A 25,077-nucleotide genomic window follows, 5' to 3' on the forward strand; every position below is an offset into this window, starting at 1 on the left:
TATGAACTTGGTCAGGCTTCAGCTCATATACCCGGAGGATAAGGTAAAGGAGCCTGTCATATGTATGGTGTGCAAAAGATTTGACGTAGTACTGAACATAAGAACCGCTAAGGTCACCAAGGATACAGGTATCCTGACGGTGGAACTTCAAGGAGAGGAAAGCCAGATAGAAGAAGCCATTCGGTTCATTCAGAATCTGGGTGTAGAGGTACAACCTTTGGAGGGACAGATCTTTACGGAATGAGGGTAAGCGGTCTTGGAGAAGACGCTCTCGTAGAGAGAATAAAGGGTATCCTTGACTCCACCTATATAGGAGATGACACAGCCCTGGTGGAAGTGGGAGGGGTTCCTTTACTCTTGACCACCGACGCCCTACGGGAAGGTGTTCATTTTCTGAGAAGTTTCCCTATCTCGGCGGTAGGATGGAAAGCAGTTAGCACATCTGTGAGTGACGTGGTGGCCTGCGGTGGAAAACCTCTCTTCCTTCTTGTATCCTTAGCCTTGCCTGATGTGGATGTATCGGTGGTAGACCAACTTTACGAAGGTATAAAGAAAGCCTGCCAGTTTTACTCTTGCACGGTAGTAGGTGGTAATATCACCAAAAGCGACAAGCTGGGTATAGATGTGTTCCTTCTCGGACAGACTCAGCGTTTCGTAGCCAGAAGAGGTGCAAAACCAAAGGACGGTGTATACGTAAGCGGGACGCTGGGAGATGCCAAAGCGGGGCTTGAGCTACTATTGATGGAAAAAAGACAGTATGAGGAGTTTGAGCTTTTACTTATAGAGAGACACCTGCGCCCTACGGCGCGCATAGATTACGTAGGACATATCTCCAAGTACGCAAACGCTTGTATGGACATAAGCGACGGACTGTCCACTGATGCCAACAGACTGGCTAAAAGTAGCGGTGTTAGACTCCGTCTTGATCCGGATCGCATACCCATCTCCAGGGAGTTACGTACCTTCTGCCAGAAGCACGGGAAAGACCCCCTTCAGTACGCTTTACATGGTGGAGAAGATTACCAGTTGCTTTTTACACATCCCGAAAGCAGGTACAACCCTTTTCTGGATATGACTTTGATCGGTTGGGTAGAGGAAGGTGAAGGTGTGTATCTGGGACAGGAGCCTCTACCGCCTGCAGGATTTGACCATCTTAGAGAAGTATGAAGGCCAAGGTTCTCGTTGTAGATGACGAAAGAAGCATAAGGGATACCCTGGAACGCCTACTTAAGAGTGAAGGGTACGCTGTAAAGACGGTAAGTACCATGGGGGAGGCCCTTCAGAGAGCAAAGGAGGAGTACTTTCACTGTGTGCTTCTTGATCTGTGGCTTCCCGATGCCAACGGCCTCAATCACATAAAGGAACTTTTGGAGATACTGCCAGGTACCAGGATAGTGGTTATAACGGGTCATGGAAACGTGCAGGACGCGGTGAGAGCCATAAAGGATGGTGCCTTCGACTTTATAGAAAAACCCTTCTCCCTGGAGAGACTTTTGCTGACCCTCAAGAAAGCGGTGGAGAGCTTTCCGGAGGCAATCCAAGAGAAAGAACTTCCTATAGTGGGTAACAGCAAGGCCATAAGGGAGATAAAGGAACTTATCCGAAAGGTAGCCCCCACCGACGTGCCTGTCCTTATAACAGGCGAGTCCGGTACCGGAAAGGAACTGGTGGCCAGAAGTATACACTATCTGTCTCAACGTCAGAGAGGACCCTTCGTGGATATCAACTGCGCCTCTATACCCGACGACCTTCTGGAGGCGGAGTTGTTCGGCTACGAGAAAGGTGCTTTCACATCGGCATCTTCCAGGAAATTGGGAAAACTGGAACTGGCCCATTCAGGCACCTTGTTCCTCGATGAGATAGGAGACATGAGCCTTAGGGCCCAAGCAAAGCTTCTCAGGGTCTTAGAGACCAAAAGGTTCACACGACTGGGTAGCAACCAGGTGATAGAGTCGGATTTTAGGATCATAAGTGCCTCCAACAAAGATCTTCTGCAGGAGGTGGAAAAGGGAAGCTTCCGGCAGGATCTTTACTACAGAATTTCCACAGTGGTGATACATTTACCTCCTCTGAGAGAGAGGGTGGAGGACGTACCCCTTCTGGCAGAGTATTTTCTAAAACAGTTCGCACCCGATAAGATTCTTTCGGAGGATGCCAAAGAAGAGCTCATGAGATATTCATGGAAGGGTAACGTGAGGGAACTTAAGAACCTCATGGAGAGAATAGCCATACTACATACAGGCGAAAGGATCACCGCCAGAGACCTAAAAGCTCTCCTCTATGTGCAGGATGAGGATTACAGGGGTCTGTTACAGGAACAGAACTTTAAAAAGGCAAAGATGATGTTTGAAAAACTCTTCCTTACCAAAAAGCTGAGGGAGAATCAGTACGACATAAAGAAGGTGGCCCAGATAACAGGTCTTGATCTTTCTACCCTCTATAGGAAGATAAAACAGTATGGTATAGAGTTAAAATAGTTACACCATGAAGAATCACAACGTTTTCATAGCCCTACTTCATTATCCTGCCATGGCAAAGGACGGGAAGATCATCATAACCTCCTTCACCACCATGGACCTCCATGATATAGCGAGACCTGCAAGAGCCTACGAAATAAACACCTTTTATATAGTCCAGCCTGTAGATGCTCAGAGGTACATAATTCAGAAACAGATAGACTATTGGCTGTCGGAAGAAGGAAGGAAAACCAACCCCACCCGTCACGAGGTGGTGAGTATGGTAAAACTCCTCTACACTTACGACGAAGTCATAGAGGACATACAGAAGAACAGGGGAACCAAGCCTGTGGTGGTGGGAACGGATGCCCGCCCTTATCCCAAAACTGTCAGTTATCAGTTTCTGAGAGAAGAGATAGAAAAGAGGGAAAGGGACTTTCTGATAGTTTTTGGAACAGGGTACGGTATACCACCGGACCTGATGGCCACTTTTGACTACATTCTGGAACCCATCTACGGTGCAGGAGACTGGAATCACCTCTCGGTGAGGAACGCGGCCGCCATAATACTGGACAGACTTCTCAGTAGAAACAGGTGTTGAGATGCTTTACCACCTGGCACTTTACCTGAAAGATCACGTATCTTTCCTTAACGTCTTTAAGTACATCACTTTCAGGTCCTTCTTAGCTCTTCTTGTGGCCTTCTTCATAGTGTTGGTACTGACACCTATCTTTGTGAAGAAACTGAAAGCTCTGCAGAGGCTCTTCAGGGGTTATGTGCGCCAATACACACCGGAAGGGCATACCGTAAAGAGATACACACCCACCATGGGTGGGCTGGTGGTACTTCTCAGTATTCTTATAACTTCCTTTCTCCTAATGCGCCTGGATCTTGCGTATTTCTGGATCATAGCCTTCTGTATGGTGAGTTTTGGTGCTATAGGCTTCTGGGACGATTTTGTGAAACTTAAAAACAAAAAGGGTATATCGGCAAAGAGCAAGTTCACGGCACAGACCATAACCGCTCTAACAACCGCTTTCTTACTCTACAATTTCACGGAAGTGGGTAGCAAGCTTTACTTTCCCTTCTTAAAGAACCTTTATCTGGATCTGGGTCTACTGTACATACCTTTCGCCACCTTGGTGATAGTAGCTACCTCCAACGCGGTCAATCTCACAGACGGGCTGGATGGCTTAGCTATAGGTCCCGTCATGACTACGGCTGCCACCATGGGTGTGATAGCTTACGCAACAGGTCACGCGGGTATATCCAAGTATCTCAACATACCCTATGTACCTTACGCCGGTGATCTGGCTGTACTTTGCCTAGCCATAGTGGGGGCCGGCCTAGGTTTCCTGTGGTTCAACGCCTATCCCGCTCAGTTGTTTTTGGGAGACGTGGGTGCCCTCTCCTTAGGTGCCGCCTTGGGTGTGATAGCCCTCGTGGCCAAATCGGAGCTTGTCCTGGTCATAGCGGGTGGTGTGCTGGTCTTTGAGACCCTCAGCGTTATATTACAGGTGGCCTACTTTAAACTCACAAAAGGTAAAAGGTTGTTCCGCATGGCACCCTTCCACCACCACCTGGAACTTTCCGGACTGCCGGAACCCAAGATAGTGGTGCGTATGTGGATCGTATCCATCCTGCTGGGTGTTATAGCCCTCACCACTCTAAAACTGCGATGAGAGTCCTCTTTATGGGAACACCCAAGTTTGCTCTCCCGAGCCTTGAAAAGATCTACAGGCACTTTGAACTGATAGGTGTCGTTTGCCAACCAGATAGGCCTGCGGGTAGGGGTATGAGGCCACAACCTCCACCCACAAAAGTCTTTGCCCTAGAAAGGCACTTACCGGTATACCAACCTGCCACCTCAAGGGAACTGGAGGATGTGGTGCTGAGTTTAAAACCTCAGTGTGTGGTGGTGGTTGCCTACGGCAAGATTCTCTCCTCCAAAATTCTTTCGGCGGTACCTTACGGATGCGTAAACCTACACGCTTCACTACTTCCCAAGTACAGAGGAGCAGCACCCATCCAAAGAGCCCTCATGGCGGGAGAAAAAAACACCGGCATCACGGTGATGCTGATGGACGAAGGAATGGACACAGGAGACATACTGGCCCAAGAAACCGTCAGTATAGAGGAGGAGGACAACCTGGAGACCCTCTCGGAAAAGTTATCTCACAAAGGTGCTGATCTTCTCCTGCAGACTCTCCAAAGATGGTTCCGGGGAGAGATAGAGCCTGTACCCCAGAAGGGAGAGCCTACTTATGCTCCCCCCATACAGAAGGAAGAATTCAGGATATGTTGGAAGGCCACCTCAGAGAGTGTAAAGGACCGTGTGAGAGGCCTTTACCCTAACGCCTACACCTTAACACCAGAAGGACACAGGATACGTATCCTTAAAGTAAGGCCGGTGGAAGGTACAGGTGAACCTGGAGAGATACTATCCCGAAACAGATTAGTGGTTGCTTGTTCAAAAGGCGCCGTTGAGATACAAGAGCTCATAACACCTAAAGGGAAAAGGGTCAGGGGTGAGGACTTTCTGAAGGGATACTCCCTGAAAAACTTCCTGTGAAGCTTATATTAGCTTATTTATGAAAGGTAAAGACTTTCTCGCTCTCACTGTTGGTACGAACCTGGTGGGAGGTGTGCTGGCAGGTCTTTTGGTGGGTTACCTTTTCGATAGGTGGATAATGGAGGATCTTTTCGGTGTAAGAACTCAACCTTACGGACTTATGTTCTTTTTCCTAATAGGAGTTATATCAGGTTTTGTTAACGCATACCGGGACATGAGGAAGCTTCGGTGAAGAAAGTAGTAGTTCTTTTCAGTGGGGGTGTGGAGAGCAGTACCTTACTTTACTTAAAGCTGAAGGAAGGGGTCTGTGTGTATCCTGTCTATGTAAGAGAAGGTATGAGCTGGGAACATGCGGAACTCTTCTGGGCCAAGAAAGTGTGGCATCACTTTAAAGAGTCGTACACCAACCTGATGCCTCTGTGTGTGTGCAGAGGGAACGGTGTACCACCCAGGAAAGGTGAGCTGTTTATCCCTTTAAGAAACCTCAGGTTAGCGGCCTCCGTTGCCACATACGCTCTGCGAAGAAAGGCTTATGAAATAAACATAGGAAGTCTTGGAGCTTATCCTTTTCCCGACAATAACCTTCCTTACCTGAAGGAGGTGGAAAAACTTCTTTCGGTAGGTTCAGGACAAGATATAAAACTGGAAGCTCCCCTCTTTGGTATGGACAAAAGGAGGATAGTGGAGTTGTACGGACCACATGTTCCCCTACACCTCACCTTCTCCTGCATAAAACCTATACGGAAAGGGAACAAATTTTTCCACTGTGGTAAGTGTGTGAAATGCTTGGAAAGGGAAGAAGCTCTCAGCCGCCTGTGATGGGTGGCCCTATCTTTACCAACCCCAACTCCGTTATCTCCATAAAGTGGGTTCTCGTATCGTGACCGCACATTCTACAACCGTCTATACGGAAGAGTCTCACCACATCTCCTATCTGTTTCTTGTATATCCTTGCCTGGGTTTGAGTGAGTATGAGCTCTTTTGAGAGAACGATGGAACAGTCCACTATGTGGCTCACCGCATAGCCTCCCGCTGCTTCAGCAGTTAGCTCCTCGTGGCCACTCCTCTTTTGGGAGACAAAGAGGGCTGTCTGATACCACTTTTTCATAAAGTTAAAGAGCTGCCTCACTATAGTTCTGGCCATCATCTCCTTAGCTTCGTAAAGGCCTGTTACCGAGTCTATTATGGTGTGGCGCACTTTGTAAGTCTTTATGGCGTAGGCAAGGGTGGCAAACAGATCAGGTAGGTTCTCCCTCAGTCTCCCGTGAGAGGCAGCGTCTATGAGAACTATCCTGTCCTGAATAGAGTCCCAGTCTATACCCATCGCTTTGGCCCTTTCCCTAAGACCTACCGTTACGAAAGGTGCAGGAGACTCAACAGTTATGAAGGCCACTCCTTCTCCTCGGCTAGCCTGCATCACCGCATACTGTTCCACCATAAGGGACTTACCTGTGTCTGACACACCTGTTATGTTGGTGACAGAGTAAGCGGGTATGCCTCCCAGAGGTTTTTTGATAATCTTACCGTCTACCAGTTCAGCTACAAAGAAAAGATCATCAAGACCCTCCACACCCGTAGGTACGCCTTGGAGACGTGGTGCTTTTTTTATAGCCTCACCGGCTATCCAGATACTCTCCTCCACTATCTGTGGTTTTTCCTTCTCTTCCATCATAGATACTTATCTTAACACATCGCTTATCAACGCTAAATATTCCCTAAGTGCCTTGTAACTGTCTGCCAAGACGGTCATCTTAGGTAAAAGACTGTAAAGGTTGTATCTTGTCTCTCTCTTAAAGTCTGTAGGATACGGTATGACTTCCAGGCCTTGTTTCTGGAAATCTCTTACCGCACGTTTCATATGATACGCCGACGTAACCAAAAGTATCTTTTTGTAACCTAACCTGTCGCACATCTCTTTCACATAAAGGGCGTTCTCTTCTGTATCCCTGCTCTCAGTTTCCGTATAAACACGGCGTGTGTCCGCTTTAAGTTCCGTAAGGAGAGCCTTCATGGCTTCTGCCTCCGGCATGCTACTTATACTGGCTCCCCCGGAGAGGATCATGGGTAGACCTGTCTTTCGTTGAAGTAAGTAAGCGGTGAGCAGTCTCTTCACCGAATCTTCCTTAAGGACACCACTGCCGTAGGCACCACCACCCAAAACCACTATCACATCGGCGGAAAAGCTTCCGGGCACAGGATAAGCTTCCTCCAGGGGTTTGTAAAGGAGATCCTTTACAGGTTCTATAGAGAGGAGATACATACTTAATGCCGAGCTCACCCCCAAGATGTAGAGCTTTCTGTTTTTTCCGGAAAAACAGCCATAACAAGAAAAGAGATGATGAAGATTCCCGGAGGCAGTACCCAAAAGGACACCAACTTCTTCAGGAAAAACATCAGAACATCTGTTTCCTGGTAGCTATCAGAACGTTCTCCACCTTGTTCTTCTTGGCTATGTCCATCAGAGCCACCACGTACTTATGGAGAGTATCCTGATCAGCTTCTATAACCAGTGTTTGCACACCACCTGCCAGATGCTTGTCTATCTCCTCCAGACTCACTCTCTTACCATCCATAAGGTAGCTTCCGTCCTTATACACCTGAACCACAACAGCTCTCTGCTTTTGGCTCTCACCTTCTTTGGCAAAGGGAAGCTTAACGGCCAGAAAGCTTAAGGGAGATTGAAAAGCCAAAACAGCCAGAAAAAGAAACACCGCTAAAAGAGTATCCACCAGAGGCACCACATCTATGTAGGCTCTCTCCTCCTCTCGGAATCTTCGCCTCAAGGGATGACCCTCAGCACCTGACTCAGTTCCTCTTCCAGCCTGTCCAGTATATTACCGGCCAATATTCTGAAAACCCAGTAAAAGAAAAGGGCAGGTATGGCCACAGCAAGACCCACCGCTGCAGAAACAAGAGCCTCTCCGATGCCTGAGGAGAGAAGTCTTAGAGCCTGCTCCCCCTGCTCTATAGAAAAAGCGGAGAAGACTTTTATGAGTCCCGTGATGGTACCGAAGAGCCCTACGAGGGGAGCAAGACTCGCTATGGCGGAAAGAAGAGGGATGTTCTTCTCCAATTTTGGCATCACAAGATCCAGCTCTTCCTGCAAGGCTCTCATGAGATCTTCCTTAGATATCCTTCCCGTCCTATAGTCTTCCAGTATCCTGAGTAGGATACGAGAAGCTACCGAAGAGTCCAGAGAGAGGAGTTTTATAGCACCCTCGGTATCCCCTCCCGCCAGCAATGTCTTAAGATCTTTAAAGGAACGCGACAAGAAGATAGATGGTCTAAGATTCAGTAACCTTTCTATAACGATGGCCCACGATATCACCGATAGGAAGAGAAGCACGTAGACGGCAAGCCCGCCTTTCTGGAGTAGATCAAGGAGAGGCATCTTTACTTTCCTCACAAGGAGGTAGAGCCCTCCTCCACCTTTCCACCTTGATCCTTTCATCCCTTCCGAGGGAAGACTCATCTACCCTGTTGAGAAAACAGGAAGCATCCTTACGAGCGCCGAGCCTCATCAGTATGTCCACACCATCCATCACCGCTTTATTATAAACCTGTGTGCCTCTGTAGTGGAGGGATATGTCTACAAGGAGTTCTAAGGCTTTCCTGTAATCTCCTGCTTCCTCGTACTCTTTGGCTTTAGTGTACTTAGCCCAGGCACTTGTTTCCTTATCCGGACTCAGAAGGAGAAACTCCAATATCTGAGGGTCCTTTTTGGCACGGTAAAGATTCATCAGAGATCTGTCAAAGTCCTTACTATGATACCCTGAGCTTATAACTTCCTTGGCTAACGGTAAAGCCTTTTCCCAGTTTTTCATACTTACGTAGATACCAACCGCCTTAGCTTTGTCTTCGGTGGAGCCTTCCGACAAGAGGGCAGCCACACTGTCCTTGTCCCCCAGCTTTTGGTAAGTATCTATCAGTTTTTGGCGTGCTAGCTGAGCATCCGTTGGTGGCCCCTCCTTGTAAACTTTGTACAGTAGAACCAACCTCTTTTTAACGTCGGGTTCTATGTCTGCCAGCAGGAGGAGCGCTCTGCTCTCTACAGGGGTTCCCACCAAGTCCAAGAGGAGCCTCTGCGCATCTGATAATCTGTTCTGCTGTATGTAAAGCTTGGCCAGTTGTAACTTAAGGTGCTGAGCGGTAGGAGAATCAGGATCTTTCTTGAGATAGTCTTCTATCAGCTTCGTTTCTTGCTCTATGTTCATATTGGTGGGCTTAGCTTCCAAAAGGGCCAGGGTAGCCTGCCTTGCGTAAGGAGTATCGGGATACTCTTCTATAACCTTCCTGTAGGTCTCCTGAGCCTTAGAGAGATCACCCATGTTATAAAAGGCATCTCCCATCTTAAGAAGAGCCTGAGGCCTCAGCGGGCTGCTCTCTGGCACACGGGAGAAAAACTCCACCGCCTTGTTGTAGTCTTCCTCCATAAAGTAGGAGAGGCCTAAAAGGTAAAGCTCCCTATCTGTCTGAGGTGTAAGGTAAGATCTGGCTTTAGCGGGGTTTCCCAGTAACAGATAGGCTTCTGCCTTCAAGAGGCGTGCTTGAAGTCTATCATCTTTCTCCAGCGTAGTTATAACCTCTTTGTAGTTCTTCATGTTAAAGTAGGCGAGGGCTCTGTAGTAGGGATCATCCAGATACTGAAGGGACTCTTTCCATCTTCTCTGGCGGAAAAGATCCCAACCTCTGTACTCTCTGGCCAGCTGAGGGAACTTTTTATCAGCGTATTCTAGGAGAGGCTCCATGGGCTTACCGGCCCAGTAGGCAGCCTCCAAAAGCAACTTGTATTGGTCAGCGTCGAGCTCTCTTTGATGCTCTAGAAGAGTGTCGTAAACCTTTTCGTAATCTCCCATCTTCATAAGACTGTAAGAAGCCTTCTCAAGGTCTCCAGCCTCCATAAAGCTGCTGTAGGCAAGCTGATATCTTCCCGTGTTGTAGGCTATGATGCCTGCCTTTTCCAGGTACTTCCTGTTGTGGGTCAATGTGTAAACCATCCGAGCCAGAAAGTAGTCTTCGGAAGATACAAGGTCATAAAGAGCGTTGGAAAGATTGGTGTTTATACTTTCAAGAACACTTGCGTATTCCAAAGCTTTGGACACATCCCTTTCTTTGTAAGCTATCACTCCCAGATAGTAGAGAGCTATGTCCCTGTAAGGTCTGAGGGGCTTGGAGTAGGCCTGAAAGATCTTTTTGGCTTCATCCCACTTTCCTGAGAAAAAGAGCACAACCCCCCTTCTGAGAGCTGTACTGTCATGGTAGTGGTTACTCATCTGTCCAGCTACAAAAAGCTGTACGTAGTGGCAGTATTTTTTGAAGACAACATTCTCACAGGAAGGCGTTGAGATTATACCCTTGACAGATATGGAGTAAACCACCTTCCAGAAGGGATCGTCGTTGGCGGGTGGTTTTCCCTCCTTCCTGAAGGATAGGGCATAGTAAGATTCACAGGCAGGCTTCCTGTACATGTGACCAAAGGTGCATGACTCTTTGAAGTAATCAAGGGCGGAGTTATCATCTCCCTCTTTCACCTTCATAACACCGAGAAGATACAGGGCCATTGGCCTGTAAGAAGAAGGCATGGAAATGACCTTACTCAGTTCCCTCTTAGCATCCTCCCACCTTCCCATAAGGTAGTAGTCCACACCTCTTTTGTAAGCTACCATGTCGGCAGGTTTACCACAACCCACACTGTCATCCCTAAGAGGCGATACCTCCGCCAGCTCCAGCTCTTTTGGTGGCTCCAGGAGATGAGAGCTAAGATCCAGTACCTTTCCCTCCCCCATGGGTAATAGAGGAGGGGGTTCCAGCTTTGGTTTTTCCCTTATCTGCTGAGCTCGTAACTCTACACTTAGCTCAAACTCCTTCTTTATCTGGGCCCATAGGAAGATACCCGTCAGAAAACTAAAGAGCGCTATGAGCCTCCACATAATACTCTCCTAAGTGACAAGTTATGTTGAGTTTCTGGATCACGTTTCTGTTTTCTTCCAAGTGAATAACCGAATAGCTGGCGTTATCACACCCAAAGCTCCAAAAACGAGAAAGATCTACACCCAGAAGGTAACAGTACATGGCCCTTATGGGGACAGTGTGGGAAACAACGGCCACCGTTTGGTGCTGGTGCTTTCTCTTTATCTCCTCCACGAAATCCGCCACACGTCTGTAGACATCGGTGAGACTTTCACCTCCTTCAAAGCTGGTTCTGTGGGGTTCCTCCATCCACATTCTGAAAGTTTCCGGAAACCTCCTTTTGACCTCCTCTACTGTGAGACCGGACCAGACGCCGTGATCTATCTCCCTTATCCTTTCGTCCTTCACCACATGCACGTCTCTTCCCTTTGCTATCTCCAAAGCGGTCAGATACGTTCTTCTGAGGGGAGAGGAGTATATGACATCAAAGGGTACATTCCTCAAAGCCTCTGCCAGAAGACGCGCCTGCTGTAAACCCCTCTGTGAGAGCTCAGGATCCAGAAGGCCCTGATAACGCCCTTCGGGATTCCAAGTACTTTCGGCGTGACGCACCACAAAGAGCTTCACCATACCCTGTACTCCATGAGGGTCTCTGAGTAGACCTTAGTAGCTTCTCCTAAACGGACAGAGTAACCCATCTTGTAAAGGACCACCTCCAGAAGACCCACCAGCATAAGACCATCTTTAGGATCTACTCCCATGTGGGATATCCGTATCAGTTTCCCCTTCCAATGATCCTGACCACCTGCTGTCCTCACACCGTACCTCAGAAGACTCTTCCTTATCTCCTCAGCCTTTTCGTGGTATAGGGCCGTCACCGATATGGCAGGCCTCTTAGCGAAAAGTTCCAGACCCATCACTTGAGCAGCTCTGCGTGTCCCTTCTGCAACGGCTGCGTGGCGCCTCTCTACCCTTTCCATACCCTCTTCCAACAGGATGCTGAGACTTTCTCTGAGGGCCAGTATGAGGGATATGGCCGGTGTCCACGCGGTTTGACCCTTCTGTTGTTGGGACAGCTCCCTCTTTATGTCAAAGTAAAAGGCTCTGTTACGCAGCCTTTCGGCAGCTCTCTCGGAGAACCACAGCATAGAGAGACCCGGGGGTAGCATGAGAGCCTTTTGGGATCCTCCTACCAAAACATCTATGTTCCACTCATCGGGATTTATACGGTAAACACCAAGGGCCGTTATGCCGTCCGCCACCAGAAGCACATCCCTTTCTTTACATAACTGTCCTATTTCCTTTACAGGATGGTAAACTCCCGTAGACGTTTCCGAAATCTGGATGAGCACACCCCTGCAGTCGGGATGCCGCTCCAGAAGGTCCTTCACATACTCCGGATCAGCAGCCTCTCCCCAAGACACCTTGTACTCTATAGGTGAAAGGCCCCAGTGTTGTGCCAAAAGGAGCCACCTTTCACCGAACTTACCACCGTTCACCACCAACACCTTGTCGCCTTCTGAGAAAAAGTTGAGGACAGAGGCCTCCATAGCACCGGTTCCTGAAGAGGCAAAGAAGACAAAGTTGTCCGAAGGAGACTCAAGAAGTCTTTTAAAGAGATCTCTCACTTCTCTGAAGGCTTGTTGAAACTCCTCTGTTCTGTGATGTATTATCTGCTGCTGAAGGACGGTTCTCACCCTGTCAGGAAGCTCTACAGGACCAGGAGTAAAGAGACGTTCTTTCATGGGTAAACTATTTTAACCCATGATAGGAGTCCTGATGGCACTGGCGTCTGCCCTCTTTTGGGCCACCAACGACCTTATCAGCAAGAAGCTCCTACAGAAAGGTTGGGATGAGTATCTGGTCCTCTGGGTAAGGTTCCCGGTGGCCACTCTGATCCTGACACCCTTAGGAATCCTCTATTGGGATCTTAAGGAGAACGTCTTTCTTTACACTTTCCTCTGGCTTCCCATAGAGGTCCTGGGAGGCATCTTCTTTATGAAGGGTCTAAAACATGCTCCTCTTTCCGTAGCCATGACTTTTTATTCCTTCATGCCTTTCTTCACCGCCGTATCTTCTTTCCTGGTGTTGGGAGAAACCATAACCTTCGTCGGTTTTGTAGGTGTATGTCTTTTGGTGGCTGGGAGTTTGATACTCACAGGTTTTTCTGTGGGTGATTTTTTCAGAAAAAATATAGGAAGCCTCTATATGCTTATCTCCACGGCCCTTTTCGGCTTTAACGTAACCTTAGGGAAAATGGTGGTTCTCGAGAGCAACCCTTTCTTCTTTGCATGGTACTACTCTCTCTGTATGAGCCTGGCTACTCTGTTCTTCGTAAGGAGAAACATCCTCTCTGCAAGGACTGTCTGGAGAAACCCGGTGATCTTCCTTCTGGGTTTCCTCTTCGCCTCTGGTGATCTGCTGTACCTTTACGCCTACCTTTACATACCTGCCTCTTACGTGGCGGCCTTAGAAAGAACCTCTCTTCTCATAGCGGTCCTCTACGGGAGGATATTCTTCGGGGAACCCATAGAGAGGGTCCTTCCCTCCTCCCTTCTCATACTATCAGGATCTCTCTTGCTGGCCCTGAGCGTAGGAGGATAGGTAGGCTTCTTTGTACCTCACATAGTTTTCTGCAGAGTTCTTTATCATCTCCACTTCTTCCTCACGGAGGTCTCTCACCACACGCGCGGGCACACCGGCCACCAGCACACCGGAGGGAAATTTTTTGTGGGGTGTAAGGAGAGCACCCGCTCCTATCAGCACGTAGTCTTCTACCTCTACACCGTCCATTACCACAGCGCCCATACCCACCAGCACATAGTTACCTATCTTACAACCGTGAAGGATCACCGAGTGTCCTACCGTCACGTAGTCCCCTATCCAGGTGGGGTATCTCTGATGGGTCACGTGTACCACCGTGTTGTCCTGTATGTTGGTTCTCTTACCTATCCTTATCCAGTTCACATCACCCCTTATGACAGCGCCGTACCACACACTGGAGTCCTCACCTATCTCCACATCACCTATCACCACCGCGTTCTCCGCCAGAAAGACGGTAGGGTGTATCTTGGGTGTTCTGTCTCCGTAAGGTCTCACTATGGGCATGGATCATTATTTTAAGCTTTTGATGAGAATGACGGGCTTTGTGGGGCTGCCGGGAACCCCTGAGTAGAACCTGAACCAACTTTCAGGTACAACCTCCCACAGTTTCTTCCACACCTCCACCCAGAGCTTAACAAACTCCCACGTAGGTACCGCCGGACACCCCACTGCTATAGATATGACTAGATCTCCAGCTTCGTTTATGGAAGGTACAAGAGGAAAGCTCCGACAGTCTATGGGATGTCTGCCGTGTATACCGCACCAACCTCCTACGTTGAAGGGACAGTCGGTGTGAGGAGGTACGTAACCTATTTTCATACCACAAACCTCTATCTCAGGGAAACCTCTCACCCCCAAACTGGACAGCACATCCAGTTCATAGGGAAGAAGTACAACAGCTTCGTGGAGTTTCTGACAGTTTTTTGCACCGCCCTTAGCGCACAGAAAGCAGTTGAGTTTAGCACAATCCTCTAGATTGGTGTCTTTCACCTGCGTGTACACTTCCTCCAGTACTCTTCTTATACGCAATCCATCAGGTACATCCATTCTCCCTTCATACATTATCCCGTGGTTAGGAAGTGTGCAACTTCTTATAATTAGATAAAGGGGGTAAAAGGATGGAATTTTTGGGTAAAGACAACTCTCCCCTCACTCAGGAGGAGTGGGAGATCTTAGAAAAAGCTATCTGGGATGTGGCCAAAAGGACCCTCATATGCAGACGCTTCATGCCGGTGGTAGGTCCTCTGGGAGCAGGGCTCCAGATGGTGTCCTACGATGTCTTCTTAGGGGTGGAACCAGGTAGCTGTGAGGTGAGTCCAGGTGAGGAGGCACAGATCTGTGAACCTGTGAGGGTAGGTAAGAGAAAAAACATCCCACTGCCCACCATATACAAACCTTTCGCCATAAGTTGGAGAGATCTGGAGTACTTCAGGCAGCTACAACTACCTATAGACACATCGGCGGCTTCTGCCGCAGCCTTCGCCACAGCAGTAGCAGAAGACACCCTCATCATACACGGCAACGAAAGATTAGGTATAGAAGGTCTCCTCACGGTGGAGGGCAGACAGAGTATGTCCATGAGTGACTGGGATGTTATGGGTAACGCCTTCAACGATGTGTCGTTGGGTATATCCAAACTGTCGGAGAGCGGCTTCTTCGGACCTTACTACCTTCTCCTAAATCCTAAGGAGTATTTCAAACTCAACAGGGTTTATCACAACACGGGCCTACTGGAGCTGGAACAGATAAAGAAACTGGTAGCGGATGTCTTTTACACACCCATTGTGCCTGAGGGTAAGGCTATTTTGGTGTCCGCAGGGCCGCAGAACATGGACATAGCTCTAGCTATGGACATAAGCCTAGCTTATGTGGAGACTACCAACATGATACACCACTTCCGAGTTATGGAAATACTGGCACCCAGAATAAAGAGACCGGGCGCCATACTAGTTATAGGGAAGTGAGGGCTCTCCACAGTAGCTGGGATATCTCCTCCTCCATCCCCTCCTCCTTCTCTATAATACCAGATACCACCAGTAGAAAGATTCTCTCTAAGGTACCTACAAAGACGGCCAAAGCGTACTCTCTCCGGACTTTTATTAAACCTTCTCCTATGGCTTCGTCCAAAACCTTTAGAACGATGTCTTTGGGAAGATGGGTGTATTCGGTAACCTCCTCTCCTCTAAAGTAGTGGAAGAGATTGATGTACCTAAAGGCTTCAGGGTTGTTAAAGGAGAATCTTAGAAAAGCCTGAGCCACCAGAAGAAAACGTTGTCTTACGTTTTCACCTTTTTCATAAGCCTCCGAAAGTACCTGGTAAAACTGTTCCGAACAATAGGCAAAGAGGGTCCTCACTATCTGATCTTTGCTGGTGAAATGCCTGTAGATGGCCCCTTCAGTAATACCCACCTCACTGGCTATATCCCTCATGGTAGTTTCCTTTATTCCCTTCTCCGAAAAGAGCTTGAGAGATGCATCAAGTATTCTGGTGCGCGTGCTGGATCTTCTAGGCATAACCCATTATTATACTTGTTGACAGCTAACTATCCTCTATTTAGACTTTTAGTATCATGAAGGTGCTCATGATAGACAACTACGATTCTTTCACCTACAACTTAGTTAACTACCTTCAGATACTGGGCGCACAGGTAACCGTGGTGAGAAACGACCAGATAAAGGTGGAAGATGTCCCTTCTTTTGAACCTGACGCGATAGTTATATCACCTGGTCCCTGTACACCCAGAGAGGCCGGCATATCGGTGGAGGTAATAAAGAGTTACTATACCAAGTATCCCATACTGGGTGTGTGTTTAGGACACCAGGCTATAGGTTACGCTTTCGGTGCCAACATAGTGAGAGCAAAAAGACTCATGCATGGTAAAACATCCCTCATATACCACGAGGGTGTGGGAATACTGGAAGGCCTCCCCAATCCTTTTGTGGCTGTGCGTTACCACTCATTGGTGATAGCGGAGGATAGCCTTCCGTCCTTTCTTAAGGTAACAGCACGATCCGATGATGGTGAGGTTATGGCCATCCAGCACACAGATTATCCTGTGTTCGGTGTCCAGTTCCACCCTGAGTCAGTTATGTCAGAGGCGGGCCTCGATCTTCTGAAGAACTTCCTTAAGATCACCGAAGAGACTCGTCTATCCAGTTGAGATAGTCCGGGTTACCAGCCACTATGGGCAGAGCTATTATCTCCGGAACGGTGTAGGGATGATTCTCCTTCACTTCTTTGAGGAGTTGAGGGAAAAGGGAGAAAGACGTTTTCACCACAAGGAGAGATTCCCTATCTTTCTCCATATTCCCCTTCCACCAGTAGAGAGATCTCACCTCGGGAACCACGTTAACACACGCACCCAGCTTTTTCTCCACTATGAGATGGGCCAGCTGATCCGCTCTATCGGGTGGTACCGTTATGAGTACCACACAGTAACCCAACATGTTTAATATCTTACCACATGGGTGTGGGAGATTTTTTGGTGCTTTACAAAATACCGGTGGAGGAAGATCTTCTGGTGAGGGTTTACGGTACTACAGGTATCTCTACCCTCTTGGTGAGGGACGGTACCCTCCCTCAAACGGGCTATATGCCCATCTTTGAACCCTTTAATGTGATAAGACTTTACTTCAGACAATCAGGCAACCTTCTGGTGCTGGTGGATATCCTAAAGGTAGAGCCATACTCTTACCTGTCACTTCAGAGCTACGAAAGGTGTATGTGGATGTATCAGATACTGTTCTTCCTATACAGATGGATAAGATTCTATGATCCTAACCTCTTTGAGTTGGCCAAAAGATACCTCACCATCTTTCCCAAAAACCCCTCCACCTTCTACATAAGATTTCAATTAGATGTGCTGAAGATAATGGGCCTTTTTAAGGAAGAAGCCTTTGGAGAAGAACTGTCATCTGTGGTGAGGCGTTTAGCTACTGCCGACACCCACACCCTTCATCGTATAGCGTTAAGCAAACAGATAAGACAAGAACTTTCCGACAGAATAAACCAGTTACTTACAGAACACTTTTTCTGATAGAATGATAAGTATGGACCGGGATATTGTGGACAGGGTGGCCAGCCTTGCCAAACTGAGCCTGAAGGAAGAAGAAAGGGAACTTCTCGGAAAACAGCTTTTGGATATCATCAACTTCGTGCGTCAGTTGGAAGAGGTAGACACATCTCATGTGGACCAATATCTCCTCACCGAAAACAGTACACCCCTTAGGGAAGACGAACCGAGGAGGAGTTTTTCCCAAGAGAAAGCTCTCATGAACGCTCCTCAAAGGGAAAACGGCTTTTTCGTGGTACCTCAGATTCTGGAATGACACCCTTTCACCTGATGGGATCAGACCACCGTATAGTGAGAGCAGCCAGAGTATCCTTTGCCAAAGATGATCTGGTGGACCGTGAGAGGGACATAAAACTACTTAGGTATCTTTACCAGAACAAACACGCAAGCCCCTTTGAACACGTCATAATAGCTTTACCATCCAGCAGAGAAGAATACTTTCAGTGGGTGGAGAAGATTACTCTTCCTACCTGCCTCGTTTACTACGCAGAGGGTTACACTTGGCTGAACCTCAGGACCACCATCAACATCTGGGAACTCATACCGGAGGAAGTAAAAGAGGGTCTTAGAGCCTCACTTCCTGCCACCATCAGCATAGTGGAGGGAACAGAGGTAAGAGGTTACACGGTGGATGAGCAAAAAGTGATGTGGAGGGAGGATACATCATCGGGATGGATAGGGCTTGTGGATAAACTGGAACTGGGAACATGTATGGATCACTACACCTTTGTGGTAGAATGTCCCCTCTTTGTGGCGCGCCAGTGGATGAGGCACCGTTTTGGGAGTTTTAACGAAGTATCCAGAAGGTACGTAAGTTATGAGCCTTCCTTTTACATACCTAAGTATCTGAGACCTCAGGCCAAGGATAACAAACAGGCCAGTGAGGACATACCTATGCCTGAGTGGGCACATTTCTTAAAGGAGTGGGATAGGATAGTGAAGGGTACCGTTGAGCTTTACAACAAGATGATAGAGAAGGGTGTAGCCAAGGAGCTGGCGAGGGGTGTTTTACCTCAAACCATGAAAACCCGTTTCTACTGGACGGTTCCCCGTATATCGCTGGACAACTTCATCAGTCTCAGGGATAGTCCCCATGCCCAAAAGGAAATAAGGGAGTTTGCTGCCATTATCAAAGAAAGGGTAGGCTACAGAGGAACCGACAGGAGGATGAGACTGTGATAAAGATAGTGGTTCCTGCCAGTACCAGCAACCTTGGACCGGGCTTTGACACCTTTGGTCTTGCCCTTGGACTTTATAACATCTTTTTAGTGGAGAGACACCCCTCTTACAGAGTGTGTGTGATAGGTGAGGGTACACACCTTCCTAGAGACACCGGTAACCTGATGGTGATGGCTTACAGGATGGCCTGTAGTCGGTGGGGAGTGGAGGAAGTCCCCCTTAAGGTTATCCAGATAAACCGTGTTCCCACTGCCAGAGGTCTTGGGTCTTCTGCCACTGCCATAGTGGGAGGAATAACAGCCTGCGAGAGGATACACAACCTAAGGAAGAGGGTGGAGGAGAAGGTGGAGGTGGCTCTTGAGCTGGAACCACATCCCGATAACATACTTCCTGCACTGGTGGGTGGTCTGGTGGTGTGTGCCAAAGGTGAGGAAGGCATATCTTTCGTAAAGCTGGACTTTCCTGAGGATCTTAGGGTGGTGGTGTGCGTACCTTCCGTGGAAGTTTCTACCGAGGAAGCAAGAAGAGTCCTCAGAGGAGATGTATCCCTACAGGATGCTGTCTTTAACGTCCAGAGAAGCTGTCTTCTGTTGGCAAGTCTTATGACCCGCCGTTACTCACTACTTAAAGAAGCTGTGAAAGACAGATTACATCAGCCTTACAGGTCCCGGTTGGTACCCGCCATGTACACAGTTATGGAGGAAGCTTACACAGCCGGAGCTCTGGCCTCTTTTCTAAGTGGTTCCGGTCCCACCGTGGCTTCTCTGTGTCAGGGAAACTGTGAAAAGGTGGGACAGGCTATGGTACGTGCCTTTAAAAAGGCAGGCGTTGAAGCCAAGTACATGGTGCTGCAAGTGGATAGAGAAGGGACCAGATGTCATGAGGATACTGACGTTGGACATAGGTAACACTACAGTAGACGCCTGTGTCTTTGACGGTAGGGATTTTTACCGTATAGGCCGGTTCCCTCACCAAGATGTTCATCTTCTGAAGGGAAACTACGATGCTGTTTTGGTCTCTTCTGTAAAGCCCTCCGTTAATCACCTTGTACTGGAGCTATTCCCAGAGGCATTTTTGATAGAACCTAAGCATGTACCCATAAAGACAGAGGATATCCAGAAGGAGAAGGTAGGTGTAGACAGGCTTCTCAACATCTATGGTTTTATCCAGTTTCATTCCACAGACGGTTTGGTGATTTCGTGTGGCACCGCTTTCGTGTTGGATCTTGTCAAAGACTCTGTCTTTGTGGGTGGATTCATAGCCGCCGGGGCAAAGCTCCGTTTGGAAGCTCTCCTCTCGAAGGCAGAACTTATACCTAAGTTTCAACTTCAGCTGGTGGACGTTCCGGTAGGTAAAGACACTCAGACAGCGGTTTTAGGTGCCATAAGGCGCGAGATGGTTTGCTTCGTAAGGTGTTTGCAGAGACAGTTTATGGATAGCTACGGTAAGGAAGCGTTCACCGTTATCACGGGTGGGGACGCATGGATGTTGGAGGGTACGGGTGTGGAGGACCCATACCTCCTTCACAGAGCCATGTGGAAACTCTTCACTGAAATGTCTTGACTATTCTGTAATAGGTGTCTCTCTGAGCAGGTGTGAAACCAGCACTCCTTATGGCCTTTACCATATCCTCCACACGGGGTATACTCACCTTGTAACCCGTGGAGGATATCACGTTTTCCTCCATCATCACAGAACCTAAATCGTTGGCGCCAAAATGAAGCCCTATCACTCCCACCTTCATAGACTGGGTCACGTGAGAGCTTTGGATGTTACGGAAGTTATCCAGATACACACGGGAGAGAGCCAAAACTTTAAGGTAGTATACGGAAGATACTTCCTCCAGATGGTCCAGCTGAGTGCCTCCTTTCTTGAAGGTCCAAGGTATGAAGGCGGTAAAGCCACCGGTATCGTCCTGAATCCTCCTTACCCTCTCAAGATGTTCCAGTATGTGGTGAGGTCTTTCCACATGGCCAAACATCATGGTGGCTGTGGATGTCATTCCCAGTTCATGAGCTGTCCTGTGAACTTCTTCCCATTGGTCTGCGGTACATTTACCAGGGCTCAAAAAGGCACGCACATCGTTAGAAAGGATCTCGGCACCTCCTCCCGGCAGCGAGTCCAGACCTGCCTCCTTCAGTCGGAGGAGAACATCCCTTACACTCATCCTCTCTAACTTGGCCAGATACACTATTTCTGGAGCAGAGAAGGAGTGAATCTGTATCTGAGGGAACTTGGACTTTATGGTGGCGATGAGCTCCTCGTAAAAACCAAGGCGAAGGTTAGGGTTTAAACCTCCCTGCATGAGGAGGGTCGTACCTCCCCAATCCACCAGTTCCTGAACCTTGCGGATAATCTCCTCCAAAGGTAACACGTACCCTTCTGGAGAGCCCACACTTCTCTGAAAGGCGCAGAATTTACATCCGGCTACACACACGTTGGTGTAGTTGACGTTCCTATCTATCACAAAGGTAACCACGTTGTCGGGGTGAAACTTTCTCCTTATCTGATCTGCTAAGAAACCCAAAGTGGTAAGATCAGCCTTTTCCAGAAGAAAAAGCCCCTCTTCGGGAGACAGGCGTTCACCATCCAGTATCTTATCCTGCAGATACTCCACCGTCAGCGTTCGCATGGCTATTTTTAATATATCGCCTCACAGAGAAAAGTCACTGCCTAAATAAACCTCCCTGACTTCCTCCACCTGAAGTATCTCCTGAGGTCTCCCCTGAGCCAGCACTCTACCTTCTGAGATAATGTAAACTCTGTCCACCACCTTTATAGTCTCCCTCACGTTGTGGTCGGTGATGAGTATACCTATCTGATGCCTCTTTAGACCCACCACAAGGGATCTGATTTCCGCCACCAGTATGGGATCTATGCCCGCAAAGGGTTCGTCCAAGAATAGGTAACGTGGGTTTGGGATAAGAGCTCTTGCCACCTCCAACCTTCTCTTCTGACCTCCCGACAGCTGCCCTGCTTTTAAATCCTTAAGGTGATGAAGACCAAAGTCTGTGAGAAGTTCCTCGGCCTTTACCATCATAGTTTCTTTGCTGTCGTAGAAAAGTTCCAGAAAGATTAGGAGATTTTCTAAAACAGTCAGGTCCTCAAAGAGGGTATGCTCCTGTGGCAGGAAGGATATTCCGTATCTGGCTCTCCTGTGGGCGGGAAGGTGAGTTATGTCTTCGCCGTCCAACTCTATCTTACCTTCGTCCACCTTAACAAAACCTACCAGACAGTTGAAGAGAGTTGTCTTTCCAGCACCGTTGGGTCCCAAGAGACCAACCACCTCCCCCCTGTCCACCTGTATGTCAACACCTTTTAGCACCTCTCTCTTCCCGTATCTTTTCTTTATGCCATAAGCTTTTAGCATCAGCTTCTTACTACTTCCCATTCGGTGATGAGGTGGTGACCTCTCCTGAAGTGAGCCCTCAGCCTCAGATGTAGAAGATTCTTAAGACTCTTGAACCCTTCACCACCCACCAGCGTAGGTACGTTTTCACCTCCCACCACCACGGGAAGGTGTATGAGCCTTATCTCGTCCACATAACCTCTCTTTATAAGCTCCCAGTTTATGGAGGCACCACCCTCCACCATAAGACTCTTTATACCCCTCTCGTAAAGTAAAGGCATGAGCTTGTCAAAATCCACAAGATCTTCTCCCACAACCCATACCTCTGCACCCAATTCCCTTATTCTCTGAATTCTCTCCTCAGGAGCGCGTAAGGTGGTGACAATAATGGTAGGTGCGTCTTTAGAAAATATGTTGGCGTCTAACGGAACGTTAGCGGTGGAGCAAGGTATCACCCTTATGGGATTCTTTCCTTCCACGTACCTCACCGTGAGACTGGGATTATCGGTTCTCACCGTCTCACAGCCCACCATTATACCGTCCACCTTTGCTCTTATTTCGTGCAGGTACCTGTAAGCCTCTTGATCCATCAGTGTCATAAGCTCCTTACTGGAAGCCCCTCTGTAAAGGGTGAGCTTACCGTCCACTGTAACCTCTGACACTATGATGATGTAGGGTCTCATTCGTACTCCCTCCCGAAATGTTTGTAGAGATAGGCGAGCCTGAGTAGTAAGGACAGGAGGGTCAAAAGACCTATGATCTTTATCCCCACCGTCAGACCTACGGGAAAGCTCAACCTTTCTAAGATTGTGAAAAGCACAAGGGTTATGTGAGTTTCAGGCCTTCCGAAGAAACCCACACCTTCCAGAGGATCCTGTATCTTACCTTTTATCCTCGCTTGGTATCCTATCTCGGCATACACCACGGGTTTTATAAAAGAGTGAAGCATAGAGGCTGTCACCACCACCACAGCGGTGAGCGGCCCAGCGTAAAGGTAACCTACCGTACCTAGCACCACACCATCCACCCATTTGTCCACCATCCAGTCTAAGACGGCACCGAAGCGAGAGGCTCTGTCCGACAATCTGGCTACAGTTCCATCTGCAAGATCAAAGAGACCGGAGAGGATAAGAAAACTCGCAGCGGTAAGCAACTTACCATGCCAGAAAAAGTAGGCAGACAGCATTCCTGTAATGAGGGACAGGAAAGTGATGAGGTTAGGTGGAAAGTGAAGTTTGTACAGAACAACACCAAAGGGTGTGTAGAGGTTCTTGAGAATATCTCTCCTCTTGGTGAGATTCATTTTAGATCTTTACCTCCCAACCAGGGCATCATGTTCCTAAGCTGTGAACCTACCTTCTCTATAGTGTGTTCTTTGTCTTTCTCAAGAAGAGCGTGGAAAACAGGTCTTCCCGCTTGATTTTCCAGAACCCACTCACGCGCAAACTCTCCCGTCTGTATCTCTTCCAAGATCTTCTTCATAAGGGGTTTTACCACCTCATATATCCTCCTACCCCGAGTTACATCACCGTACTTGGCTGTGTCCGATATGGAGTAACGCATACCACTTATACCGTACTGGTATATGAGATCCACTATCAGCTTAAGTTCGTGAAGACACTCAAAGTAAGCTACCTCCGGTTGGTATCCCGCCTCCACTAGAGTTTCAAAACCAGCTTTTATAAGAGCTGTCACTCCACCGCAGAGGACGGCCTGTTCACCAAAGAGGTCCGTCTCAGTCTCTTCTTTAAAGGTTGTCTCTATAACACCTGCTCTTGTGGCACCTATGGCCTTGGCATAAGCTAGAGCTTTGTCCCTGCATGTTCCCGTAGCGTCCTGATGGATGGCTATGAGGGCAGGTACACCCTTCCCCTCTTCGTACATCCACCTCACTAAGTGTCCGGGCCCCTTAGGTGCCACCATGAACACATCCACAGAAGGTGGTGGCACTATCTGTCTGAAGTGAATGTTAAAACCGTGTGCAAAGGCAAGACTTTTGGAAGAGTCCAAGTAAGGTTCTACGCTCTCCTTGTATAGCTGAGGCTGTACTGTATCGGGTGTAAGCATCATAACGATATCAGCTTCTTGAACAGCTCTGGCAGGTTCGTAAACAGGGAAACCGTCCTGTAAGGCCTTTGTTCTGGACTTACTGCCGGCAGGTAGACCTATGACTACCCTTATACCGCTGTCGCGTAGGTTAAGGGCGTGAGCGTGTCCTTGGCTACCGTATCCTAGAATGGCGACTGTTTTACCTATGAGAGGTTCTAAGGTGGCATCTGCGTCATAGTACACCTTTGCCATAGGTTCCATACCCTAAGGTCCCGGCCTTCCTACGAAGCCCGGGGCTGGGGTACTTCTATCCCGCCTTCTGTGGGGTGCCTGTATCCCCAGCAGGCGGTATTGGCACCCACTAAAAATTATACCTCTCCCTTACTTACCTTAACAGTAAGGGATACATACTGAGGTTTCAGTTTGTATTTAACCAACACCAGCCTGTCCCGAAAGTGCTTGGGTACTTTTGTGTACTCTTCCGTTCTCTGTATAGCTCCCCACACGTCCATGGCTACTGTCTCTCCCTCTATTCTAAAAGGTCCGAGGGAAGGAAGCTTCTCCAGATCCTTCTGGGTGAGGGCCTTTAGGAGTATCTCCCTTCTCCCTTCTGCAAGATGGTTCTTTACAGAGAGACTATCCTCTGCCAGTCTCATCTCCCTCTTCTTTTTCCACAAAAGTCCTTTGCTCAAAAAGGCGATGATCATAAGACCATCCTCTAGCTTCACCTGGGCATCCTTCAGTTGGTCCTCTATTAGATCCACAGGTAGCTTTATCTCTATCTGGGCGTCCAAAAGATTACCAAAGTTTATGAGATCCTCTGCAAATATCCCCATGTAAGAAAATATAAGCCTTATAATAATGTAGGGTGTCCTTAAAGCCGCC

At 48.3% G+C, this 25,077-nt stretch carries 33 protein-coding genes; 16 read left to right on the forward strand and 17 right to left on the reverse strand.

Annotated elements, in window-relative coordinates:
* The first annotated feature begins 1 nt into the window (after position 1).
* Genes THAL_RS04400 through THAL_RS04435 form a run of 8 tightly spaced genes read left to right on the forward strand, consistent with a single transcriptional unit; the run spans position 2 to position 5,847 of the window.
* Positions 2 to 244, forward strand: coding sequence for an NIL domain-containing protein (locus THAL_RS04400; RefSeq protein ID WP_012991905.1), 243 nt, complete (start codon positions 2 to 4; stop codon positions 242 to 244).
* A complete protein-coding gene (gene thiL / locus THAL_RS04405; RefSeq protein WP_012991906.1) occupies positions 241 to 1,167 on the forward strand; it encodes a thiamine-phosphate kinase in 927 nt (308 codons plus the stop codon). Before THAL_RS04400 ends, thiL begins: the two co-directional genes overlap by 4 nt.
* Positions 1,164 to 2,477, forward strand: a complete 1,314-nt coding sequence (locus THAL_RS04410) for a sigma-54-dependent transcriptional regulator (protein ID WP_012991907.1) — start codon at positions 1,164 to 1,166, stop codon at positions 2,475 to 2,477. Before thiL ends, THAL_RS04410 begins: the two co-directional genes overlap by 4 nt.
* A gap of 7 nt (positions 2,478 to 2,484) precedes the next feature.
* On the forward strand, positions 2,485 to 3,057 hold the full coding sequence (locus THAL_RS04415) for an RNA methyltransferase (protein WP_012991908.1): 573 nt from the start codon (positions 2,485 to 2,487) through the stop codon (positions 3,055 to 3,057).
* A gap of 1 nt (position 3,058) precedes the next feature.
* Positions 3,059 to 4,138 carry a phospho-N-acetylmuramoyl-pentapeptide-transferase gene (gene mraY / locus THAL_RS04420; protein WP_012991909.1) on the forward strand — a complete coding sequence of 360 codons (1,080 nt, stop codon included), beginning with the start codon at positions 3,059 to 3,061 and terminating at the stop codon, positions 4,136 to 4,138.
* Positions 4,135 to 5,028, forward strand: a complete 894-nt coding sequence (gene fmt / locus THAL_RS04425) for a methionyl-tRNA formyltransferase (protein ID WP_012991910.1) — start codon at positions 4,135 to 4,137, stop codon at positions 5,026 to 5,028. Before mraY ends, fmt begins: the two co-directional genes overlap by 4 nt.
* 19 nt (positions 5,029 to 5,047) lie before the next feature.
* The gene (locus THAL_RS04430) at positions 5,048 to 5,260 is read left to right on the forward strand and encodes an AtpZ/AtpI family protein (protein ID WP_012991911.1); all 213 of its coding nucleotides are present in this window, start codon (positions 5,048 to 5,050) and stop codon (positions 5,258 to 5,260) included.
* Positions 5,257 to 5,847 carry a 7-cyano-7-deazaguanine synthase gene (locus THAL_RS04435; RefSeq protein ID WP_012991912.1) on the forward strand — a complete coding sequence of 197 codons (591 nt, stop codon included), beginning with the start codon at positions 5,257 to 5,259 and terminating at the stop codon, positions 5,845 to 5,847. The genes THAL_RS04430 and THAL_RS04435 overlap by 4 nt, the downstream gene beginning before the upstream one ends.
* Here THAL_RS04435 and THAL_RS04440 read toward each other — a convergent pair.
* From THAL_RS04440 to THAL_RS04470, 7 genes are all read right to left on the reverse strand, one after another.
* The gene (locus tag THAL_RS04440) at positions 5,834 to 6,700 is read right to left on the reverse strand and encodes a KaiC domain-containing protein (protein WP_012991913.1); all 867 of its coding nucleotides are present in this window, start codon (positions 6,698 to 6,700) and stop codon (positions 5,834 to 5,836) included. The two genes, THAL_RS04435 and THAL_RS04440, sit on opposite strands and share 14 nt — an antisense overlap.
* 6 nt (positions 6,701 to 6,706) lie before the next feature.
* Positions 6,707 to 7,288 carry a YdcF family protein gene (locus THAL_RS04445; protein WP_245522227.1) on the reverse strand — a complete coding sequence of 194 codons (582 nt, stop codon included), beginning with the start codon at positions 7,286 to 7,288 and terminating at the stop codon, positions 6,707 to 6,709.
* A gap of 133 nt (positions 7,289 to 7,421) precedes the next feature.
* The gene (locus THAL_RS04450) at positions 7,422 to 7,811 is read right to left on the reverse strand and encodes an ExbD/TolR family protein (protein ID WP_012991914.1); all 390 of its coding nucleotides are present in this window, start codon (positions 7,809 to 7,811) and stop codon (positions 7,422 to 7,424) included.
* On the reverse strand, positions 7,808 to 8,434 hold the full coding sequence (locus THAL_RS04455; protein WP_245522228.1) for a MotA/TolQ/ExbB proton channel family protein: 627 nt from the start codon (positions 8,432 to 8,434) through the stop codon (positions 7,808 to 7,810). The genes THAL_RS04450 and THAL_RS04455 overlap by 4 nt, the downstream gene beginning before the upstream one ends.
* Positions 8,406 to 10,958: a tetratricopeptide repeat protein gene (locus tag THAL_RS04460; protein WP_012991916.1), complete on the reverse strand. Its 2,553-nt coding sequence runs from the start codon at positions 10,956 to 10,958 to the stop codon at positions 8,406 to 8,408. The genes THAL_RS04455 and THAL_RS04460 overlap by 29 nt, the downstream gene beginning before the upstream one ends.
* Positions 10,933 to 11,568 carry a phosphoserine phosphatase PspA gene (gene pspA / locus THAL_RS04465; protein ID WP_012991917.1) on the reverse strand — a complete coding sequence of 212 codons (636 nt, stop codon included), beginning with the start codon at positions 11,566 to 11,568 and terminating at the stop codon, positions 10,933 to 10,935. Before pspA ends, THAL_RS04460 begins: the two co-directional genes overlap by 26 nt.
* On the reverse strand, positions 11,562 to 12,683 hold the full coding sequence (locus tag THAL_RS04470; protein WP_012991918.1) for a pyridoxal-phosphate-dependent aminotransferase family protein: 1,122 nt from the start codon (positions 12,681 to 12,683) through the stop codon (positions 11,562 to 11,564). The genes pspA and THAL_RS04470 overlap by 7 nt, the downstream gene beginning before the upstream one ends.
* A 19-nt stretch (positions 12,684 to 12,702) precedes the next feature.
* Between THAL_RS04470 and THAL_RS04475 the strand changes: the two genes are divergently transcribed.
* Positions 12,703 to 13,542 carry a DMT family transporter gene (locus THAL_RS04475; RefSeq protein ID WP_041434090.1) on the forward strand — a complete coding sequence of 280 codons (840 nt, stop codon included), beginning with the start codon at positions 12,703 to 12,705 and terminating at the stop codon, positions 13,540 to 13,542.
* On the opposite strand, the gene THAL_RS04480 is transcribed toward THAL_RS04475, so the two are convergent.
* A complete protein-coding gene (locus tag THAL_RS04480; protein WP_012991920.1) occupies positions 13,504 to 14,046 on the reverse strand; it encodes a gamma carbonic anhydrase family protein in 543 nt (180 codons plus the stop codon). The genes THAL_RS04475 and THAL_RS04480 overlap by 39 nt on opposite strands.
* Before the next feature lie 6 nt (positions 14,047 to 14,052).
* Positions 14,053 to 14,571 (reverse strand): hypothetical protein, encoded by a 519-nt coding sequence (locus THAL_RS04485; protein ID WP_245522229.1) that lies wholly within the window; start codon positions 14,569 to 14,571, stop codon positions 14,053 to 14,055.
* Positions 14,572 to 14,660: 89 nt separating this feature from the next.
* Between THAL_RS04485 and THAL_RS04490 the strand changes: the two genes are divergently transcribed.
* A complete protein-coding gene (locus tag THAL_RS04490; protein ID WP_012991922.1) occupies positions 14,661 to 15,506 on the forward strand; it encodes a family 1 encapsulin nanocompartment shell protein in 846 nt (281 codons plus the stop codon).
* On the opposite strand, the gene THAL_RS04495 is transcribed toward THAL_RS04490, so the two are convergent.
* Positions 15,493 to 16,056, reverse strand: coding sequence for a TetR/AcrR family transcriptional regulator (locus THAL_RS04495; RefSeq protein ID WP_012991923.1), 564 nt, complete (start codon positions 16,054 to 16,056; stop codon positions 15,493 to 15,495). The two genes, THAL_RS04490 and THAL_RS04495, sit on opposite strands and share 14 nt — an antisense overlap.
* A 56-nt stretch (positions 16,057 to 16,112) precedes the next feature.
* On the opposite strand from THAL_RS04495, the gene THAL_RS04500 reads away from it, so the two are divergent.
* Positions 16,113 to 16,703 (forward strand): anthranilate synthase component II, encoded by a 591-nt coding sequence (locus tag THAL_RS04500; RefSeq protein ID WP_012991924.1) that lies wholly within the window; start codon positions 16,113 to 16,115, stop codon positions 16,701 to 16,703.
* On the opposite strand, the gene cutA is transcribed toward THAL_RS04500, so the two are convergent.
* Positions 16,675 to 16,989 (reverse strand): divalent-cation tolerance protein CutA, encoded by a 315-nt coding sequence (cutA, locus tag THAL_RS04505; RefSeq protein WP_012991925.1) that lies wholly within the window; start codon positions 16,987 to 16,989, stop codon positions 16,675 to 16,677. The genes THAL_RS04500 and cutA overlap by 29 nt on opposite strands.
* Before the next feature lie 17 nt (positions 16,990 to 17,006).
* Here cutA and THAL_RS04510 point away from each other — a divergent pair, with 17 nt between their 5' ends.
* From THAL_RS04510 to THAL_RS04530, 5 genes are read left to right on the forward strand one after another with little or no spacing between them, the layout of a single operon-like run.
* Positions 17,007 to 17,579 (forward strand): hypothetical protein, encoded by a 573-nt coding sequence (locus THAL_RS04510; protein WP_012991926.1) that lies wholly within the window; start codon positions 17,007 to 17,009, stop codon positions 17,577 to 17,579.
* A 13-nt stretch (positions 17,580 to 17,592) separates the two neighbouring features.
* Positions 17,593 to 17,871 (forward strand): Asp-tRNA(Asn)/Glu-tRNA(Gln) amidotransferase subunit GatC, encoded by a 279-nt coding sequence (gatC, locus tag THAL_RS04515; RefSeq protein WP_012991927.1) that lies wholly within the window; start codon positions 17,593 to 17,595, stop codon positions 17,869 to 17,871.
* Positions 17,868 to 18,794 (forward strand): FAD-dependent thymidylate synthase, encoded by a 927-nt coding sequence (thyX, locus tag THAL_RS04520; protein WP_012991928.1) that lies wholly within the window; start codon positions 17,868 to 17,870, stop codon positions 18,792 to 18,794. Before gatC ends, thyX begins: the two co-directional genes overlap by 4 nt.
* Positions 18,791 to 19,702, forward strand: coding sequence for a homoserine kinase (gene thrB, locus THAL_RS04525; RefSeq protein WP_012991929.1), 912 nt, complete (start codon positions 18,791 to 18,793; stop codon positions 19,700 to 19,702). Before thyX ends, thrB begins: the two co-directional genes overlap by 4 nt.
* Positions 19,674 to 20,357 (forward strand): type III pantothenate kinase, encoded by a 684-nt coding sequence (locus tag THAL_RS04530; RefSeq protein ID WP_012991930.1) that lies wholly within the window; start codon positions 19,674 to 19,676, stop codon positions 20,355 to 20,357. The genes thrB and THAL_RS04530 overlap by 29 nt, the downstream gene beginning before the upstream one ends.
* Here THAL_RS04530 and mqnC read toward each other — a convergent pair.
* The 6 genes from mqnC to THAL_RS04560 form a co-directional block, all read right to left on the reverse strand.
* Complete coding sequence (gene mqnC / locus THAL_RS04535) at positions 20,341 to 21,426, reverse strand: cyclic dehypoxanthinyl futalosine synthase (RefSeq protein WP_012991931.1); 1,086 nt, start codon at positions 21,424 to 21,426, stop codon at positions 20,341 to 20,343. The two genes, THAL_RS04530 and mqnC, sit on opposite strands and share 17 nt — an antisense overlap.
* Positions 21,427 to 21,447: 21 nt before the next feature.
* Positions 21,448 to 22,164: an LPS export ABC transporter ATP-binding protein gene (lptB, locus tag THAL_RS04540; RefSeq protein WP_012991932.1), complete on the reverse strand. Its 717-nt coding sequence runs from the start codon at positions 22,162 to 22,164 to the stop codon at positions 21,448 to 21,450.
* On the reverse strand, positions 22,164 to 22,826 hold the full coding sequence (locus THAL_RS04545) for a 2,5-diamino-6-(ribosylamino)-4(3H)-pyrimidinone 5'-phosphate reductase (RefSeq protein ID WP_012991933.1): 663 nt from the start codon (positions 22,824 to 22,826) through the stop codon (positions 22,164 to 22,166). Before THAL_RS04545 ends, lptB begins: the two co-directional genes overlap by 1 nt.
* Entirely contained in the window at positions 22,823 to 23,446 is a 624-nt protein-coding gene (locus tag THAL_RS04550; protein ID WP_012991934.1) for a CDP-alcohol phosphatidyltransferase family protein, read from the reverse strand. The genes THAL_RS04545 and THAL_RS04550 overlap by 4 nt, the downstream gene beginning before the upstream one ends.
* Positions 23,443 to 24,444, reverse strand: a complete 1,002-nt coding sequence (gene ilvC, locus THAL_RS04555; protein WP_041434214.1) for a ketol-acid reductoisomerase — start codon at positions 24,442 to 24,444, stop codon at positions 23,443 to 23,445. The genes THAL_RS04550 and ilvC overlap by 4 nt, the downstream gene beginning before the upstream one ends.
* A gap of 116 nt (positions 24,445 to 24,560) precedes the next feature.
* Positions 24,561 to 25,028: a hypothetical protein gene (locus THAL_RS04560; RefSeq protein ID WP_012991936.1), complete on the reverse strand. Its 468-nt coding sequence runs from the start codon at positions 25,026 to 25,028 to the stop codon at positions 24,561 to 24,563.
* Positions 25,029 to 25,077 lie beyond the last annotated feature (49 nt).

The sequence above is a fragment of the Thermocrinis albus DSM 14484 genome (genome assembly GCF_000025605.1).
GTDB lineage: Bacteria > Aquificota > Aquificia > Aquificales > Aquificaceae > Thermocrinis > Thermocrinis albus.